Source organism: Formosa bonchosmolovskayae (genome assembly GCF_051016085.1).
GTDB lineage: Bacteria > Bacteroidota > Bacteroidia > Flavobacteriales > Flavobacteriaceae > Formosa.
In genome coordinates this window covers 1,374,385-1,389,154 of sequence record NZ_CP174605.1, presented here as the reverse complement: position 1 = coordinate 1,389,154, position 14,770 = coordinate 1,374,385, and the positions used below count along the sequence as shown (strand labels likewise).

16 protein-coding genes and 1 riboswitch are annotated in these 14,770 nt (G+C 34.0%); of the genes, 11 read left to right on the top strand and 5 right to left on the bottom strand.

The genetic code is table 11. The features are described from left to right. Window positions 1-45 precede the first annotated feature (45 nt). On the bottom strand, window positions 46-999 hold the full coding sequence (locus tag ACKC83_RS05820) for an alpha-E domain-containing protein (protein ID WP_414035715.1): 954 nt from the start codon (window positions 997-999) through the stop codon (window positions 46-48). 7 nt (window positions 1,000-1,006) lie between these two features. Next, window positions 1,007-2,473: a circularly permuted type 2 ATP-grasp protein gene (locus ACKC83_RS05815; RefSeq protein WP_414035716.1), complete on the bottom strand. Its 1,467-nt coding sequence runs from the start codon at window positions 2,471-2,473 to the stop codon at window positions 1,007-1,009. Window positions 2,474-2,691: 218 nt separating this feature from the next. Here ACKC83_RS05815 and ACKC83_RS05810 point away from each other — a divergent pair, with 218 nt between their 5' ends. Then, window positions 2,692-3,717, top strand: a complete 1,026-nt coding sequence (locus ACKC83_RS05810) for a threonine aldolase family protein (protein WP_434037350.1) — start codon at window positions 2,692-2,694, stop codon at window positions 3,715-3,717. Between the two features lie 70 nt (window positions 3,718-3,787). Here ACKC83_RS05810 and gdhA read toward each other — a convergent pair whose 3' ends face one another. Then, on the bottom strand, window positions 3,788-5,131 hold the full coding sequence (gene gdhA, locus ACKC83_RS05805) for an NADP-specific glutamate dehydrogenase (RefSeq protein ID WP_434037349.1): 1,344 nt from the start codon (window positions 5,129-5,131) through the stop codon (window positions 3,788-3,790). A 219-nt stretch (window positions 5,132-5,350) separates the two neighbouring features. Between gdhA and ACKC83_RS05800 the strand changes: the two genes are divergently transcribed. Beyond that, the gene (locus ACKC83_RS05800; protein ID WP_434037348.1) at window positions 5,351-6,106 is read left to right on the top strand and encodes a THC0290_0291 family protein; all 756 of its coding nucleotides are present in this window, start codon (window positions 5,351-5,353) and stop codon (window positions 6,104-6,106) included. 118 nt (window positions 6,107-6,224) lie between these two features. Further along, window positions 6,225-6,947 (top strand): DUF3298 and DUF4163 domain-containing protein, encoded by a 723-nt coding sequence (locus ACKC83_RS05795; RefSeq protein WP_434037347.1) that lies wholly within the window; start codon window positions 6,225-6,227, stop codon window positions 6,945-6,947. Here ACKC83_RS05795 and ACKC83_RS05790 read toward each other — a convergent pair. Next, on the bottom strand, window positions 6,927-7,391 hold the full coding sequence (locus ACKC83_RS05790) for a DinB family protein (protein WP_414035721.1): 465 nt from the start codon (window positions 7,389-7,391) through the stop codon (window positions 6,927-6,929). The genes ACKC83_RS05795 and ACKC83_RS05790 overlap by 21 nt on opposite strands. Window positions 7,392-7,463: 72 nt before the next feature. Here ACKC83_RS05790 and ACKC83_RS05785 point away from each other — a divergent pair, with 72 nt between their 5' ends. Beyond that, entirely contained in the window at window positions 7,464-7,817 is a 354-nt protein-coding gene (locus ACKC83_RS05785) for an arsenate reductase family protein (protein WP_434037346.1), read from the top strand. Continuing rightward, window positions 7,810-8,694 (top strand): DMT family transporter, encoded by an 885-nt coding sequence (locus tag ACKC83_RS05780; RefSeq protein WP_434037345.1) that lies wholly within the window; start codon window positions 7,810-7,812, stop codon window positions 8,692-8,694. The genes ACKC83_RS05785 and ACKC83_RS05780 overlap by 8 nt, the downstream gene beginning before the upstream one ends. Here the strand turns inward: ACKC83_RS05780 and ACKC83_RS05775 are convergent. Next, complete coding sequence (locus ACKC83_RS05775) at window positions 8,687-9,175, bottom strand: acyl-CoA thioesterase (RefSeq protein WP_434037344.1); 489 nt, start codon at window positions 9,173-9,175, stop codon at window positions 8,687-8,689. The genes ACKC83_RS05780 and ACKC83_RS05775 overlap by 8 nt on opposite strands. Window positions 9,176-9,291: 116 nt before the next feature. On the opposite strand from ACKC83_RS05775, the gene ACKC83_RS05770 reads away from it, so the two are divergent. The 6 genes from ACKC83_RS05770 to ACKC83_RS05745 all read left to right on the top strand — a co-directional run bounded on the left by ACKC83_RS05770 (window position 9,292) and on the right by ACKC83_RS05745 (window position 14,758). Next, window positions 9,292-10,149: a YicC/YloC family endoribonuclease gene (locus ACKC83_RS05770; RefSeq protein WP_434037343.1), complete on the top strand. Its 858-nt coding sequence runs from the start codon at window positions 9,292-9,294 to the stop codon at window positions 10,147-10,149. A 1-nt stretch (window position 10,150) separates the two neighbouring features. Further along, window positions 10,151-10,726, top strand: a complete 576-nt coding sequence (gene gmk, locus ACKC83_RS05765) for a guanylate kinase (RefSeq protein ID WP_434037342.1) — start codon at window positions 10,151-10,153, stop codon at window positions 10,724-10,726. A 6-nt stretch (window positions 10,727-10,732) separates the two neighbouring features. Next, on the top strand, window positions 10,733-11,311 hold the full coding sequence (gene nadD, locus ACKC83_RS05760; protein WP_434037341.1) for a nicotinate (nicotinamide) nucleotide adenylyltransferase: 579 nt from the start codon (window positions 10,733-10,735) through the stop codon (window positions 11,309-11,311). A gap of 275 nt (window positions 11,312-11,586) precedes the next feature. Further along, window positions 11,587-12,738 carry an adenylyltransferase/cytidyltransferase family protein gene (locus ACKC83_RS05755; protein ID WP_414035728.1) on the top strand — a complete coding sequence of 384 codons (1,152 nt, stop codon included), beginning with the start codon at window positions 11,587-11,589 and terminating at the stop codon, window positions 12,736-12,738. A gap of 272 nt (window positions 12,739-13,010) precedes the next feature. Beyond that, window positions 13,011-13,074: riboswitch (Fluoride riboswitch) on the top strand. A 38-nt stretch (window positions 13,075-13,112) separates the two neighbouring features. Continuing rightward, entirely contained in the window at window positions 13,113-14,417 is a 1,305-nt protein-coding gene (locus ACKC83_RS05750; protein WP_434037340.1) for a voltage-gated chloride channel family protein, read from the top strand. After that, window positions 14,414-14,758 (top strand): DUF190 domain-containing protein, encoded by a 345-nt coding sequence (locus tag ACKC83_RS05745; protein WP_434037339.1) that lies wholly within the window; start codon window positions 14,414-14,416, stop codon window positions 14,756-14,758. Before ACKC83_RS05750 ends, ACKC83_RS05745 begins: the two co-directional genes overlap by 4 nt. Window positions 14,759-14,770: the final 12 nt, after the last annotated feature.

Here is a 14,770-nt window from a genome sequence, read left to right as displayed (position 1 = left end):
CTTAAAATTTGCAAGCGTTCAAATTAAAACTATTTATAAATATAATTATACCTTTTCTTGATAAAAATACTCTTCTTCTATTTTCTCACTTATTTTAATTAGATTCCCGAAGGTATCTGCAAGAAAACCTTTGACATCTTCCGGTATTTCTTCGACCGTTTTATACTTATATTCACACCTCATTTTTCCTATTAAAAACGTCGCCGTATTTTTTTCTCGTGCTTTTAATGGGTCTAACATGGTTATGTAGGTCTGTATTTCGTCTAAACAACTTAATATTGTTCTTGGAGAGCTCGGATTTAATATTAAAAACTCTAAGGCAGAATTTTGTGTAGGCGCTTTTTTATAGACCCTACGATTAACATCTAATACATTAAGACACTTTAAAAGTGTAGTCCACTCAAAACTCTTTTTTAATAGTTTCGGATTTTTAATTGTAGCTTCTACCGCATCGTCGTATTTTATTTGCAAAATGCGGGCGACTTGCGTAGCTCTTTCAATATTCATACCCAATTTTATAAGAGCATATACCTCGTCATGCAACATGGTACCACGCATCTTCCCTTTCATAATGGTAGATTGATGCATAATATGGCTAGTAAAATCGTGTAAACCGCGCGTTACAAAATGCTCTTTAGAATATCCTACAACAGAATGGTAATAGGTATTCATTGCTTCGTAACAGTCACTAGAGATTAAATCTCTGGAACTGTTTGCATTTTCTCTAGCGTAAGTTATACATTGTAATATAGAATAATGTTTTTCTGGATTAAGTGCTGTATTAAAAAGCACATCCTCTTCTTTTAAAGTTTCATCATCGTACTCTTCTTCTCCAACCATTTCGTACATGGATCGAAGCACAAATTGACGATCTCTAGATAATTTATTAGGCGCATCTAAAGACGAAAAATAATTCACATTTGTAAAACGTGCCGTGTGTTCTGCACGCTCCATATAACGCCCCATCCAAAATAAGTTATTGGCTATTCTTGCTAACATATATTATTTATTTTTTTAAAACCCAAGTATCTTTTGATCCTCCTCCTTGAGATGAATTCACTATTAAATTTCCTTTTTTAAGCGCCACACGTGTTAATCCGCCTTTTAGAACAAACTCTTTATCCTGACCTAGTAACGTAAACGTACGTAAATCTACATGTCGCTGTTCGAAAGACTGACAGTCGTCTATATATGTGGCATGCACAGATAGTGACAATATGGGTTGTGCAATATATTTTCTCGGGTTTTCCAGAATCACTTTTTTAACCGCTTCTATTTCTGCTTTGGTTAATCTGTTTCCTATAGAAATTCCATAACCACCTGCTTCATCGACAGGTTTTATGACCAAATTATGTATGTTTTCTAAAACATATTTTAACTCTTTTGGCCTACTACAATGGTAGGTATGCACATTATTTAAGATCGGTTCTTCCCCAAGATAAAATTTAATAATCTGAGGCATATACGTATAAATGGCTTTATCGTCTGCAACGCCCGTTCCTGGCGCATTAACCAAACTCACATTACCTTTTTTATAAGCTGCAAATAATCCCGGTACACCAATTGCAGAATCCTTTTTAAACGCTAACGGATCTAAGTACGTGTCGTCTATACGTCTGTAAATAACATCTACTTTTTTAAGACCGTAAATGGTTTTCATATATACAAAGTCATTTTCTACAACTAGATCACGACCTTCTACTAATTCTATTCCAATAGTTTTCGCTAAAAAAGAATGCTCGTAATATGCAGAATTGTATACACCTGGCGTTAAGATAACGCAGGTAGGAACATCGACTCCTTTAGGCTTGACCGACTCCATAATTTCTAATAAATTTTCTGAATAGTCGGCGACAGGCTGAATTTCGTAATGATTAAAAGCTCCAAATAAAGAACGTTTTAAGGCGTTTCGGTTATACATAACATAACTTACTCCGGAAGGACATCTAATATTATCCTCTAAAACGTAATATTTACCATCGGAATGTTTTATAAGATCGGTTCCCGAAATATGATTATAAATACCTCCTGCTGGATCCAAACCACCCATTTGTCTTAAATAATTAGCAGAAGAACTTATTAATTCCATAGGAACAATACCCGCCTTTATAATTCTTTGATCGTGGTAAACATCGGCAATAAATGCATTTAAAGCTTTGCAACGTTGTAAAGCACCACGCTCTATAATTTCCCATTCTTTAGCATCTATTATTCGCGGAAATAAATCGAAAGGGAAAATTTTTTCTTGAGGTTTCGCGTCATTATAGACCTGAAAAGTAATCCCCTGATTAAAGGAAGAGGTTTTTGACTTATTGTTTAGATTGATAAAATCTTCGATAGGATAACCGTTATATAAATCGAATAATTTCTGATAAACTTTTCTAACATTTTGTTTCTCATCAAAAATTTCATCGAACAACTTGTCATTACTATCGTATGAGGAAAAAAGGTGCTTAAAATTGGTTGGTTCCATGCAATTTACGTTTTTCCTAAATTAACAATTATTTTCTGTGTTTTTGGTATAAAAAAAATATTAATTTTTATTTTTTTATCCATAATTCGCACTAAAAACACAGCGTTAATATTAAATTCACAATTACTTAACACTTAAATATATTCTAAAATTAGCGAAGTTATTTCGTTATAATCCACTAACTTTCTGTCCGAAAATTCATAAAAAAACACATTCATATGCGTATTGATTTAAGAAGCGATACTGTTACCAAACCCTCCCCAGAAATGCTTGAAGCCATGATGGTTGCTAAGGTTGGAGACGATGTCTATAAAGAAGATGAAACCATAAACCTATTAGAAGAACGCATTGCAAAGATGTTTGGTAAACCTCACGCCATGTTCTTTCCTAGTGGCACGATGGCAAACCAAACAGCCATTAAATTACACACTAATCCGGGCGATCAGGTTATTTGCGACAAATATTCTCATATATACAATTACGAAGGTGGAGGCGCATCTTTTAATAGCGGCGTGTCTTGCAAATTAATAGATGGCAGTCGCGGTATGTTTAATGCCCAAGATGTTATTGATGCTATTAACCCTACAGAATTTTACCACAGTCCACTATCTAAATTAGTAGAGGTTGAAAACACAACAAATAAAGGTGGTGGTGCGTGTTGGGACTTTAAGGAATTAGAGAATATAAAATCGATTTGTAACACACATAATTTAGGCTACCATTTAGATGGCGCTAGATTATGGAATGCGTTGGTGGCTAAAAACGAAACTACAGAACAATATGGTAAAATATTCGATACTATTTCTGTATGCCTAAGCAAAGGACTTGGATGCCCCATAGGTTCGGTTTTAACAGGGGACGAGAAATTTATGAAACATGCGCTTCGCATACGAAAGATGCTAGGAGGCGGTATGCGCCAAGGTGGTTTTTTAGCTGGCGCAGGACTTTATGCTCTGGACCACAATATATCTCGTTTATCTGAAGACCATAAAAGAGCGAAGGAACTCGGAGCACAATTAAAAATGCTAAGCATTGTAAAACACGTTGAGCCTATAGAAACCAATATTGTGATTTTTGAATTGAACGACGTTAAATACAGTGATGCGTTTATCTCTAAACTAAAGAGTCTTAATATTTTAATTAGCGATATGGGACAAGGAAAACTACGCTTAGTTACGCACTTAGATTACACTAGTGAAATGCACTCCAAAGTCTTGGATACGTTTACAACTTTAAAATTTTAGAACCGGATAAAAAAAAGAGCCTTAAGACATAACATCTGAAGGCTCTTTAAATATATTTTAAAAGATATAATTACACGACTCCTTGTGCCAACATTGCATCTGCAACCTTAACAAAACCGGCAATATTTGCTCCTTTTACATAATCAATATAACCATCTTCCCGAGTTCCATATTCTACACAAGACGCATGAATATCGTTCATAATCTGATGTAATTTTTCATCGACTTTTTCTCGAGTCCAGTTTAAACGCAATGAATTCTGACTCATTTCTAAACCTGAAGTCGCCACTCCTCCTGCATTAGAAGCTTTCCCTGGAGAGAATAACACTTTAGCATCCTGAATAATCTCAATGGCTTCTGGCGTTGTAGGCATATTAGCACCTTCGGCGATAGCGATAACATTATTCGCTATTAATTGTTTCGCATCGTTAGCATCTAACTCATTTTGCGTTGCACAAGGCATTGCTAAATCACATTTTACAGACCAAGGTCTTTCTCCTGCGATAAATTTCGCATTAGGATATTCGTTTACATATTCGTTTATACGTCCACGTTTTACATTCTTAAGCTCCATAACAAACGCCAATTTCTCATCGTCTATTCCATCGGCATCATAAATATATCCTGAAGAATCTGAAAGCGTCACTACTTTAGCTCCAAATTCTGTAGCTTTTTGACAAGCATACTGAGCCACGTTTCCTGAACCAGAAATCACAACCGTTTTACCTGAAAACGATTCGTTACGGGTATCTAACATATTTTTCGCAAAATAAACCGCGCCATAACCTGTCGCTTCTGGACGAATTAATGAACCACCATATTCTATTCCTTTACCAGTTAAAACTCCAGTAAATTCGTTTCGTAATCTTTTATACTGACCAAATAAATATCCAATTTCTCGTCCGCCTACACCAATATCTCCCGCAGGAATATCTGTATTCGGACCAATATGACGACTTAATTCAGACATGAAAGACTGGCAAAAAGCCATGACTTCGTTATCACTTTTACCTTTAGGATTAAAGTCGCTTCCTCCTTTTCCTCCACCCATTGGTAAAGTGGTCAAAGCATTTTTAAAAGTTTGTTCGAATCCTAAAAATTTTAAAATACTTAAATTCACTGAAGGATGAAAACGCAACCCTCCTTTGTAAGGTCCTATAGCCGAATTAAATTCAACTCTAAATCCTCTATTTACCTGAATTTCGCCTTTATCATCAATCCACGGGACTCTAAAAATTATAGTACGTTCTGGCTCGACAATACGCTCCAATAATTTTTTGCCTTTATATCTTGGGTTGTTTTCAATAAACGGAATTACAGTTTCTGCAACTTCGTGCACTGCTTGAAGAAACTCAGGTTCGTGGCTATTTGTCTGTTCAACGAACTCTAAAAAAGCATTTATTTGGTTTTTCATTTTATAAAAATTACGATACTATTCAATAAGCATTAGTTTCTGAACTACAAATATACATTATCTCTAAAAAACACTTTCCTTATTTTAAGATTTCACAATAATTTTGATGTTAAATAAATCTAAACAACGAAATACATAGTTTTATTTGATTAATACTAATCATTTTATATATTTGCTTTGCTATTAATACCTACATAACAGCATCTATTTTTAAATAAAATGCTAAAAAACCTAAAACGTTTATTATTCGTAATTTATTTTTGCTCTTTCTACTCTGGGTTTTCACAAACAGGATTTGAAGTGGGCATACTCGCAGGACCTGTACAATTACGTTCTGATTTTGGGTTAAGAGGAGATGGTCCTACCAATTCAGGTAATATAGGATACGGCGTAGGCCTTATGCTCGATATAAACCCAATGGACTGGGGAGGCGGAGAACGACTTGTAGAAAACTATATCGTAGACCACTTTAAACTTCGCTTTGACGTTTCTTACAACAAAACGCAATTAAGACATTACGGACAATATGTTGACTCTGATAGCAATAGTGAAAACACTGTTAAATTAAGAAATCAGCGTGGGGAATCAAAAAACATTAACACAGGAGCTTTCCTAGAGTATTACCCCTTAAGTAATAAAAAGTTTTATTATCACCTTATGGATTTTAGTCCATATGCCATCTTTGGTTTTCAATATATTTATGCACAACCAGGAGCAAACACAACTAATCCAAGAGATCTTTATAGTGAATGGTTACCAGGTTCTGTAAACACAGGAACTTTTAACGCGCTATCTATAGACACTGGAGTTGGATTGCGATATAAGGTAAGTGATTATTCCGATTTCTTAATAGAAGCCAAAGTTCAATTTTACACGAGTGACTGGGTAGACGGATTAAACCACCAGTTAAGTTATAACAAAAATAACGACGCCTTAATTTGGATTAACATAGGTTATGTATACTACATTAACTAAGCCCACACTTTAGCTGTATCCAATTTAATTAACACACTTTTAATAGATAAAACCTAACTTTTACTTTAGTTATCTAACTGCAATATGTACCTTTATTTTTGAATTATAAAGTAATTATATGCACCTTAAATCTCACGCTTTTCTTATTGTTTTTAGCCTCTTTATTTTGGCTTCATGTACCGAAAAACAAGCCATTTCATTTACAGAAGAATCTGTTACTATCCCAAATAATACTATTGTCGATATTAATATTCCAAAAGCGGAAGGAGACACCAAAGTTGCCGTACTTATTAATAAAACATTAAAGCAATATGTAGCTTCGGAGCTTGCATTTAATCCAGATACTGAAACACCTAACACCATTGAAACAAGTATACAAAACTTTAATAGTGAATATACTAGGTTTAAAAATCAATTTCCAGAAAGCGCGCAGGAATGGGAAGCTCAAATAGACGGTGAAGTCATGTTTAAATCTCCTGAGATTATTAGCATTTCACTAACATCATACACAAATACAGGAGGCGCTCATGGTTCTTTAGTTATTAGCTTCTTAAATTTTGATGGACAAACAGGTGAACGTATTAAGAATGAAGAATTAATCGACAATACAGAACACTTTATGCAATTAGCAAATCCTTATTTTGATGAAGCTATTTCCGAAAAAAAAGATATGTATCTGGATACCGAAAAATTTGTATTACCTCAAAACATAGGATACAGTGCAGACGGACTAATTTTGTTATATAACACCTATGAAATTGCCCCATACACCGCAGGAATAACAGAGTTTGTTATCCCTTTTAACAAGGCAAATTCTTATTTAAAGTTTCACGGATTTTAATAACGACTTGACAATTCCTAAATGAAGGCCTTCATGAAATAAGACAAATGTTAAGGCCTCATCTATATCGTGTATTGTTGTTCCCGTAGTTTCTGGTGTATATTCCGGAAAGTTTACAAAGGCATTATTATCGTAATTTATTTTTGTTTGCTTAGCCGTTTCCGTTAATAATTCTTTGATTAGATTAACATCTTCTTGAGTGACATCGGCTTCTGGTTTAGACCCTTTTTTGTAAGCATTCACAAAATCGTCTGACACTAACATAGGTACTCCCGATAACTTATAAATTAAAACCTGTTCGGTAGCAATAATATGAGCGATATTCCAAATGATATTGTTATTGTAACCCGATGGGATTTTATTTAATTCGTCTAGACTTAATTGGTCTAAAAATATTTTAAAAAATCCTCTAGTTTTTTCAAACACTTCAAAAGTAAAATTCATTCTGTCTATTTTTGACGAAATATAAGTTAAACTCATTTAAATGCCTTTATTTTGCACTAAAATTGTTTTATTATGAACAAAATATACTACTTAAAAACGTGTAGTACCTGTATGCGTATTATTAAAGAATTAGACTTGCCTCAAGACGTGATATTTCAGGATATTAAGGAGACGCCTATTACCGTTAAGCAACTTGAAGAATTACATAATTTATCGGGTAGTTATGAAGCTCTTTTTAGTAAACGCGCCAAATTATACAAGGAAATGGATTTAAAAAACCAAGCGTTAGAAGAAGCCGATTTTAAAAATTATATCTTAGAACATTACACCTTTTTAAGTCGTCCGGTATTAGTCTACAACAACCAGATTTTTATTGGAAATAGTAAAAAGAATGTTGCAGCCGCTAAAGAAGCCATACATGAATAAACGCACACTAGCTTTAATTTTACTTTTTCTAGTTCAGGTCTTCTACGGATTAAATTATGGTTTTGCCAACGATGTTATAGATGGTGGCTACATTAAACCTTCCGGATTTATTTTACTGCGACTATTAGGAGCAACAACGCTATTCTGGATTATAGGCCTTTTTATTCCTAAGGAAAAAATTGACAAAAAAGATTACTTAACGTTTGTAGCTGCTGCATTTTTCGGAATGTTTCTAAACATGCTTTCATTTTTTAAAGGCTTAGAATTTACAACACCTATCCATGCCTCTGTAATATCTACAATTACCCCAATAGTCGTACTTGTTTTATCTTCAATATTCTTAAAAGAGAAAATTACTGGCCTTAAAATATTAGGTATAATTTTAGGCTTTACGGGAGCTATTATATTAAGTGTGTATGGAAAAGCCATACATTCTGGCGATAATATCTTACTAGGGAATTCGTTAATAATTCTTAATGCAACAGCCTTTAGTATTTACCTTATCATCGCTAAAAAACTAACTGCCAAATACCATCCGTTAACTATTATAAAATGGCTATTCCTTTTAGGTTTAATCATGACCACACCTGTTGGTATTCAAGAATTTCGAGACGTGCAATGGCACACGTTTTCTGCATACCACATATTCTCAGCGTTTTTTGTTGTTGTTTTTGCAACGTTTGGTACCTACTTGTTAAATGTAATTGCTTTAAAACACGTAAAAGCATCTACTGCTAGTATTTTTGTTTACCTGCAACCTATAGTTGCGGCAATTTTTGCCTTAATTATTGGAAGCGACATAATAAATAGCGTAAAAATTATAGCGGCCATTTTAATTTTTGTTGGCGTCTATTTAGTTACAAAACCTACTAAGTAAGCTTGTCTTTTAAAGGTTTTGGCACTTTATTAAACGCTCGGGTATCTGCTTTTGTTAGAACTTTAAAATCTTCTGTTTTTGGGAACGCATCAGCTAGTTTCATTAATTGTTCTGGAAGACCTGTTAATTTGCGTTGTTCTAAATCTATCCAACCACCTAACATTTCGCAATGCGCTATATTTTCGCCCTTCTGGTTGTAAAAATTATGCTCGAATCTAAAGAATTTACCATCCTCACTTATACCTGAAACTTCGAGTCCTACAGTTATTGGCTGTCCTAAAAAAGCTTCTTTAAAATAATACATATGCTCGTAAAACACAACCGGACCAATATTATGCTGTGCCATATCTTTTGCAGAGAATCCGCTTTCTAGTAAAAAAGCCATTCGGGTATGGCTCATAAAATTAGTGTAAGCCGAGTTGGCTAAGTGCCGATTAGCATCAATATCACTCCATCGTATTTCAAATTGTTTGGTATACATATCTTTATTTTTTCATTGCAATAAAAATAAAAAAGAATACTCCACCTACATACTAATTTTAGAATTTTCTAAACGCTTAAGTTTAATTACCTTTGCACAACTTTTAATTATAGTTTATGATATATTCAATGACGGGTTACGGTAAATCTGTAATACAACTACCTACCAAAAAAATTTCTATAGAAATAAAATCACTGAACAGTAAAAACCTAGATTTGAATACGCGAATGCCGTCTTTTTATAGAGAAAAGGAATTGAATTTACGTAAGCTTATTGCCGATAAACTTGAACGCGGAAAAATAGATTTTTCAATTTTTGTAGAAGTTACTGGAGAAGAGACCTCGACTCAAATTAACAAGCCTGTTGTAAAAGAATATCTTAGACAGTTAAAAGAAATTGTAGACGGAGACACTACCGAATTACTAAAAATGGCAGTGCGTTTTCCAGACGCATTAAGTACAGAACGCGAAGATATAGACGAAAATGAATGGGCAACCATTTTAACTGAAATCCATACTGCTTTAGATCATATTAGCGAATATCGTTTAGATGAAGGTAAGGTATTAGAAGCCGATTTTATAAATAGAATCGCCACAATTGAAGGATTATTAGAAGAAGTAATCGCTATAGACCCAGAACGTATAGAAGCTGTTAGAGAGCGTTTACGCAAAGGAGTAGAAGATTTAAAAGAAAAAGTAGACGAAAATAGATTCGAGCAAGAATTGGTATATTACATCGAGAAATACGATATTACTGAAGAAAAAGTACGTTTAAAAAATCATTTAGATTACTTTAAATCGTCTTTAAGCTCTAAAGATTCTAACGGAAAAAAATTAGGATTTATTGGCCAAGAATTGGGTCGTGAGATAAACACTATTGGTTCTAAAAGTAATTATGCACCTATGCAAAAATTAGTGGTGCAAATGAAAGACGAATTAGAAAAAATTAAAGAACAACTTTTAAACGTATTATAACATGTCTCAAGGGAAACTTATTGTTTTTTCCGCCCCTTCAGGATCAGGAAAAACGACTATTGTAAGACATCTTCTAGGCCTTGAAGATTTGAATTTAGAATTTTCAATTTCTGCAACATCACGAGAAAAACGAGGCACCGAAGAACACGCTAAAGATTATTATTTCTTATCGTTAGAAGATTTTAAATCTAATATTAAAAACGATAATTTCCTAGAATGGGAAGAAGTGTATCGTGATAATTTCTATGGAACTTTAAAAAGCGAGGTAGAACGTATTTGGGCACAAGGTAAACATGTTATTTTCGATATTGATGTGTCAGGTGGTTTGCGTATAAAACGTAAATTCCCAGAAGAAACACTTTCTATTTTTGTTAAACCACCTAGTATAGACGAGTTAAAAATCCGTTTAAAAAAGCGCAAGACAGAAACCGAAGACAAAATAAATATGCGAGTAGCTAAAGCATCGGCAGAATTAGCAACAGCTCCTCTTTTTGATGTAATAATTGAAAACGATACTTTAGAACATGCGCTTACTGAAGCAGAAAAAATTGTTTCAGATTTTATCCGTAAAGATTAAATATTTATGAAGATAGGTCTTTATTTTGGCACCTTTAACCCTATTCACGTCGGACACTTAATCATTGCCAATCATATGGCAGAGTATAGCGATTTAGACCGAATCTGGTTGGTTGTCACGCCTCATAATCCGTTTAAGAAGAAAAATACGTTGTTAGATAATCATCACAGATTCGATATGGTTTATGAAGCCACCAAGGATTATGATAAATTAGAGGCAAGCGATATTGAGTTTAAATTACCTCAGCCTAGCTACACAATAAACACACTTACCTATCTTTTAGAAAAGCATCCAAATCATGAGTTTTCTCTTATCATGGGAGAAGACAATTTGAAAGGATTTCATAAGTGGAAAAATAATGACATCATTCTAGAACACCACGAGATATACGTTTACCCCAGAATTTCGGAAGGTAAGACCGAAACTCAACTTTTAAATCATCCTAAAATTCACCAGATAAAGGCTCCCATTATGGAGATATCTTCTACCTTTATTAGGCAAGCTGTTCGGGACGGTAAAAGTTGCAAACCACTACTTCCAGAGCACGTTTGGAAGTATATAGACGACATGAATTTTTACAAATAAAAAAAGGGGTGATTCTAAACAGAGTCACCCTTTTTCCTTAAAAGCAATTAATCTCTTACATTAAAATAAAAACACGTCACTCGTATCTACCCAAGCGCAACGTCTAACTATTTCTGCACTATTTTTAAATAACTACATCAAAAGCAGTTATAATCGAATCATAAATACGCTTTTACATAAAAGATGTTGCTAGATTTAAGCAAATAAAATATATTGCATACAATTGTGTTTAAAAAACACATTGAATTAAGATTTTAGAATAAATTAATTATAAGATGAATAAAAAAGTATTTGTTTCGGGGTGTTTTGACATGCTACATAGTGGCCATATTGCATTCTTTAAAGAAGCCTCTATGTATGGTGACTTATATGTTGGAATAGGTTCTGACGCGACTATTTCGGAATTGAAAGGGCGACAAACCATTAATTCGGAACAAGAACGGCTTTATATGATTAATGCCATTAGATACGTAAAAAAGGCATTTGTAAATTCAGGTTCTGGAATTTTAGATTTTAAAGAAGATTTGGAAGCATTAAAACCTGATTTCTTTGTGGTTAATGAAGATGGTTTTTCTCCTAAAAAAGAAGAATTATGTAATGCACTAAATATCGAACTAAAAAACCTAAAACGAATTCCAGACGAAGGACTTCCTGAACGTTCTACAACAGCTATCCGCTCGGCAGGAAATTGCACCTTACCGTATCGCATCGATTTAGCAGGGACTTGGGTCGACCAACCCTATGTCTCTAAATTTCATCCAGGATGGGCTATTACCTTATCTTTAGAACCTGTTATAGAATATAACGAACGTTGCGGTATGTCTACATCTACTAGAAATGCGGCAAAACAAATTTGGCCATATTATTTACCTTTAGAAAAGCCTGAAAAATTAGCCGAAATACTTTTTAAATTTGAAAACACACCGGGATCAACAATGATTTCTGGTGCACAAGATGCCATTGGTATCTGCATGCCAGGACTTACAAGACACTTTTACGACAAAGCATATTGGCCTACAAAATTCGAATCTATAGATGATGAATCTACCCTAACTTGGCTAGAAGAGCACATATACATGGTTATGTTATGGCCAAGAGAACCTGGTTTAGATCTTTTAGGAGAAACGTATATTAACGAAGACAATGTAAAAGAACTCGCTCAAGCTTCTGAAAAGGTTTGGGATGCCATTAAAGCTAAAGATTTAGATGCTTTTGCCGAAGGGTTTTTAAATTCATTTCAGGCACAAGTAAAAATGTTCCCTGCAATGGTAAACGATAGAATTAACACAGAAATCGATAAGCATAAAGATCATGCTATGGCATGGAAATTAGCCGGAGCTGGTGGTGGAGGCTATTTAATTTTAGTTTCAAAAGAACCTATCGAAGATGCTATGCGCATTAATATTAGAAGAAAAGAAGTGCTTTAATATAATTAAACTTCTTAAATTATTAAAAATCTCTATCAAGTATACCTTAAATATTAGTACATACTTGATAGAGATAATTAACTTTAATCTTAGCAAATATACAACGCTAATAATTATGCCAAAATTGTATTAGCAATCACAATCTCATGTTAAGATTCTATATAAACTTCAGAACCCTAATATTACGCAGGAGGCTCTTTTTGAAATCTTAAATTTAACTGAGCATAATACCTACATAAATAGAGTAATCTTATTTAATTTATTTTAATTTTGTTTGATACGGCTATGAGGTTTTACTTAAACCGTTCGTACAGAACTAATAACTTCTACATTAAAAAAATTCATTTTAGTAGAGTTGTTTATATTAGGTAATTATGAAATTTGAACATCTTAAAAAGCAATTATCCTCAGTCGAACAAATTCCTACGCTGTACTATTTAATTAAATGGTTAATTATATGCACCTGTATAGGTCTTGTTAGTGGAGGTATTTCTGCTTTTTTCTTAAAGAGTTTGGAATGGGCAACAAATTACAGAGAATCCAACCTATGGATTATTGCCTTACTTCCCATTGGTGGATTTATAATTGGATTAACTTATCATCTTTTTGGAAATAGCGTAGTAAAAGGTAACAACTTGTTGCTAGAAGAATTTCATACACCTAAAAAAATAATCCCATTTAAAATGGCTCCTTTAGTATTATTTGGAACCATAGTCACGCATTTATTTGGAGGCTCTGCAGGTCGTGAAGGTACTGCAGTACAAATTGGTGGTGCTGTAGCAGATCAATTCACCAAAATATTTAAACTCTCGGATCGGGATCGTAAAATTGTTTTAATCGCAGGTATAAGTGCGGGTTTTGCATCGGTATTTGGAACGCCTTTAGCTGGTGGAATTTTCGCTTTAGAAGTGCTTATTTTAGGCCGTATTCGATTAGACGCTATTGTTCCTAGCTTTTTAGCCGCAGTGTTAGCCAACTATTTTTGTGAGATTTGGAATGTTGCCCATACCCACTACCATATAGACGCGGTTGCCGAGATGAATCCTATTAACTTACTTTGGGCCATGCTGGCCGGAATTATTTTTGGATTGGTGGCTATGCTGTTTTCAAAATCGACGCACTTTTGGGCTAATTTATTTAAAAAACTCATTAAATATCCACCTTTACGTCCTACCATTGGTGGTATTATTTTAGCTGTAATTATTTATAGTATAGGCACAACAAAATACATTGGTTTAGGTGTCCCAACCATTGTAGACTCCTTTAGTTCCCACATGAATTCTTACGATTTTTTAGCGAAACTATTATTTACATCTTTCACCCTTGGCGCCGGATTTAAAGGTGGAGAAGTCACGCCACTGTTCTATATTGGAGCCACTTTAGGTAATGTATTAATTTGGTTTATTCCTTTACCTATGGGCTTATTAGCAGGCATGGGTTTTGTTGCTGTTTTTGCAGGCGCAACCAATACACCAATAGCATGTACGGTTATGGGCATTGAGTTATTTGGCATTGAAGCTGGTGTATTTATAGCCATTGCTTGTAGCGTTTCTTATTTGTTTTCTGGACACACCGGAGTTTATACCTCTCAAATTATTGGAAGTCCTAAAAACAATAGTACGATTAAGGAAAAAGGATTCACGCTATCTGAAATAGACAAAAAAAGGCATCACCAATGAAAACGTTAACGACTATAAGAATTTATTTTGAATACGGTAAAAAACGCAAAGATGTTCCGTTTTGGAAAACACTTCATCAATCCGATTTTGCAACTCAAATATTAAAAAAAGCCAAAGCATCAAACTTAAAGCAAGTACTACATTTTAACGTATCTAAAGGCTACCTTGATAGTCAGAATATGAACTGGGGACTTAATGATATTCAACACATTAATCACCCTCAAATAATTGAAATCACAGATTCCTTAGAAAAGATTAATGCCTTCCTTACATTAGAAAAAGTGCTTTTTGAAGACACCGCCATTTATGTTGTCCAGAACGAAATACTCCTAAAGTCTTAAGCTATTCTAACT

Excerpts from the sequence above, each read along its gene's own strand:
- ACKC83_RS05820 (WP_414035715.1), bottom strand. The coding sequence starts at position 999 with ATGTTAGCAAGAATAGCCAATAACTTATTTTGGATGGGGCGTTATATG.
- ACKC83_RS05815 (WP_414035716.1), bottom strand. The coding sequence starts at position 2,473 with ATGGAACCAACCAATTTTAAGCACCTTTTTTCCTCATACGATAGTAAT.
- ACKC83_RS05810 (WP_434037350.1), top strand. The coding sequence starts at position 2,692 with ATGCGTATTGATTTAAGAAGCGATACTGTTACCAAACCCTCCCCAGAA.
- gdhA (WP_434037349.1), bottom strand. The coding sequence starts at position 5,131 with ATGAAAAACCAAATAAATGCTTTTTTAGAGTTCGTTGAACAGACAAAT.
- ACKC83_RS05800 (WP_434037348.1), top strand. The coding sequence starts at position 5,351 with ATGCTAAAAAACCTAAAACGTTTATTATTCGTAATTTATTTTTGCTCT.
- ACKC83_RS05795 (WP_434037347.1), top strand. The coding sequence starts at position 6,225 with ATGCACCTTAAATCTCACGCTTTTCTTATTGTTTTTAGCCTCTTTATT.
- ACKC83_RS05790 (WP_414035721.1), bottom strand. The coding sequence starts at position 7,391 with ATGAATTTTACTTTTGAAGTGTTTGAAAAAACTAGAGGATTTTTTAAA.
- ACKC83_RS05785 (WP_434037346.1), top strand. The coding sequence starts at position 7,464 with ATGAACAAAATATACTACTTAAAAACGTGTAGTACCTGTATGCGTATT.
- ACKC83_RS05780 (WP_434037345.1), top strand. The coding sequence starts at position 7,810 with ATGAATAAACGCACACTAGCTTTAATTTTACTTTTTCTAGTTCAGGTC.
- ACKC83_RS05775 (WP_434037344.1), bottom strand. The coding sequence starts at position 9,175 with ATGTATACCAAACAATTTGAAATACGATGGAGTGATATTGATGCTAAT.
- ACKC83_RS05770 (WP_434037343.1), top strand. The coding sequence starts at position 9,292 with ATGATATATTCAATGACGGGTTACGGTAAATCTGTAATACAACTACCT.
- gmk (WP_434037342.1), top strand. The coding sequence starts at position 10,151 with ATGTCTCAAGGGAAACTTATTGTTTTTTCCGCCCCTTCAGGATCAGGA.
- nadD (WP_434037341.1), top strand. The coding sequence starts at position 10,733 with ATGAAGATAGGTCTTTATTTTGGCACCTTTAACCCTATTCACGTCGGA.
- ACKC83_RS05755 (WP_414035728.1), top strand. The coding sequence starts at position 11,587 with ATGAATAAAAAAGTATTTGTTTCGGGGTGTTTTGACATGCTACATAGT.
- ACKC83_RS05750 (WP_434037340.1), top strand. The coding sequence starts at position 13,113 with ATGAAATTTGAACATCTTAAAAAGCAATTATCCTCAGTCGAACAAATT.
- ACKC83_RS05745 (WP_434037339.1), top strand. The coding sequence starts at position 14,414 with ATGAAAACGTTAACGACTATAAGAATTTATTTTGAATACGGTAAAAAA.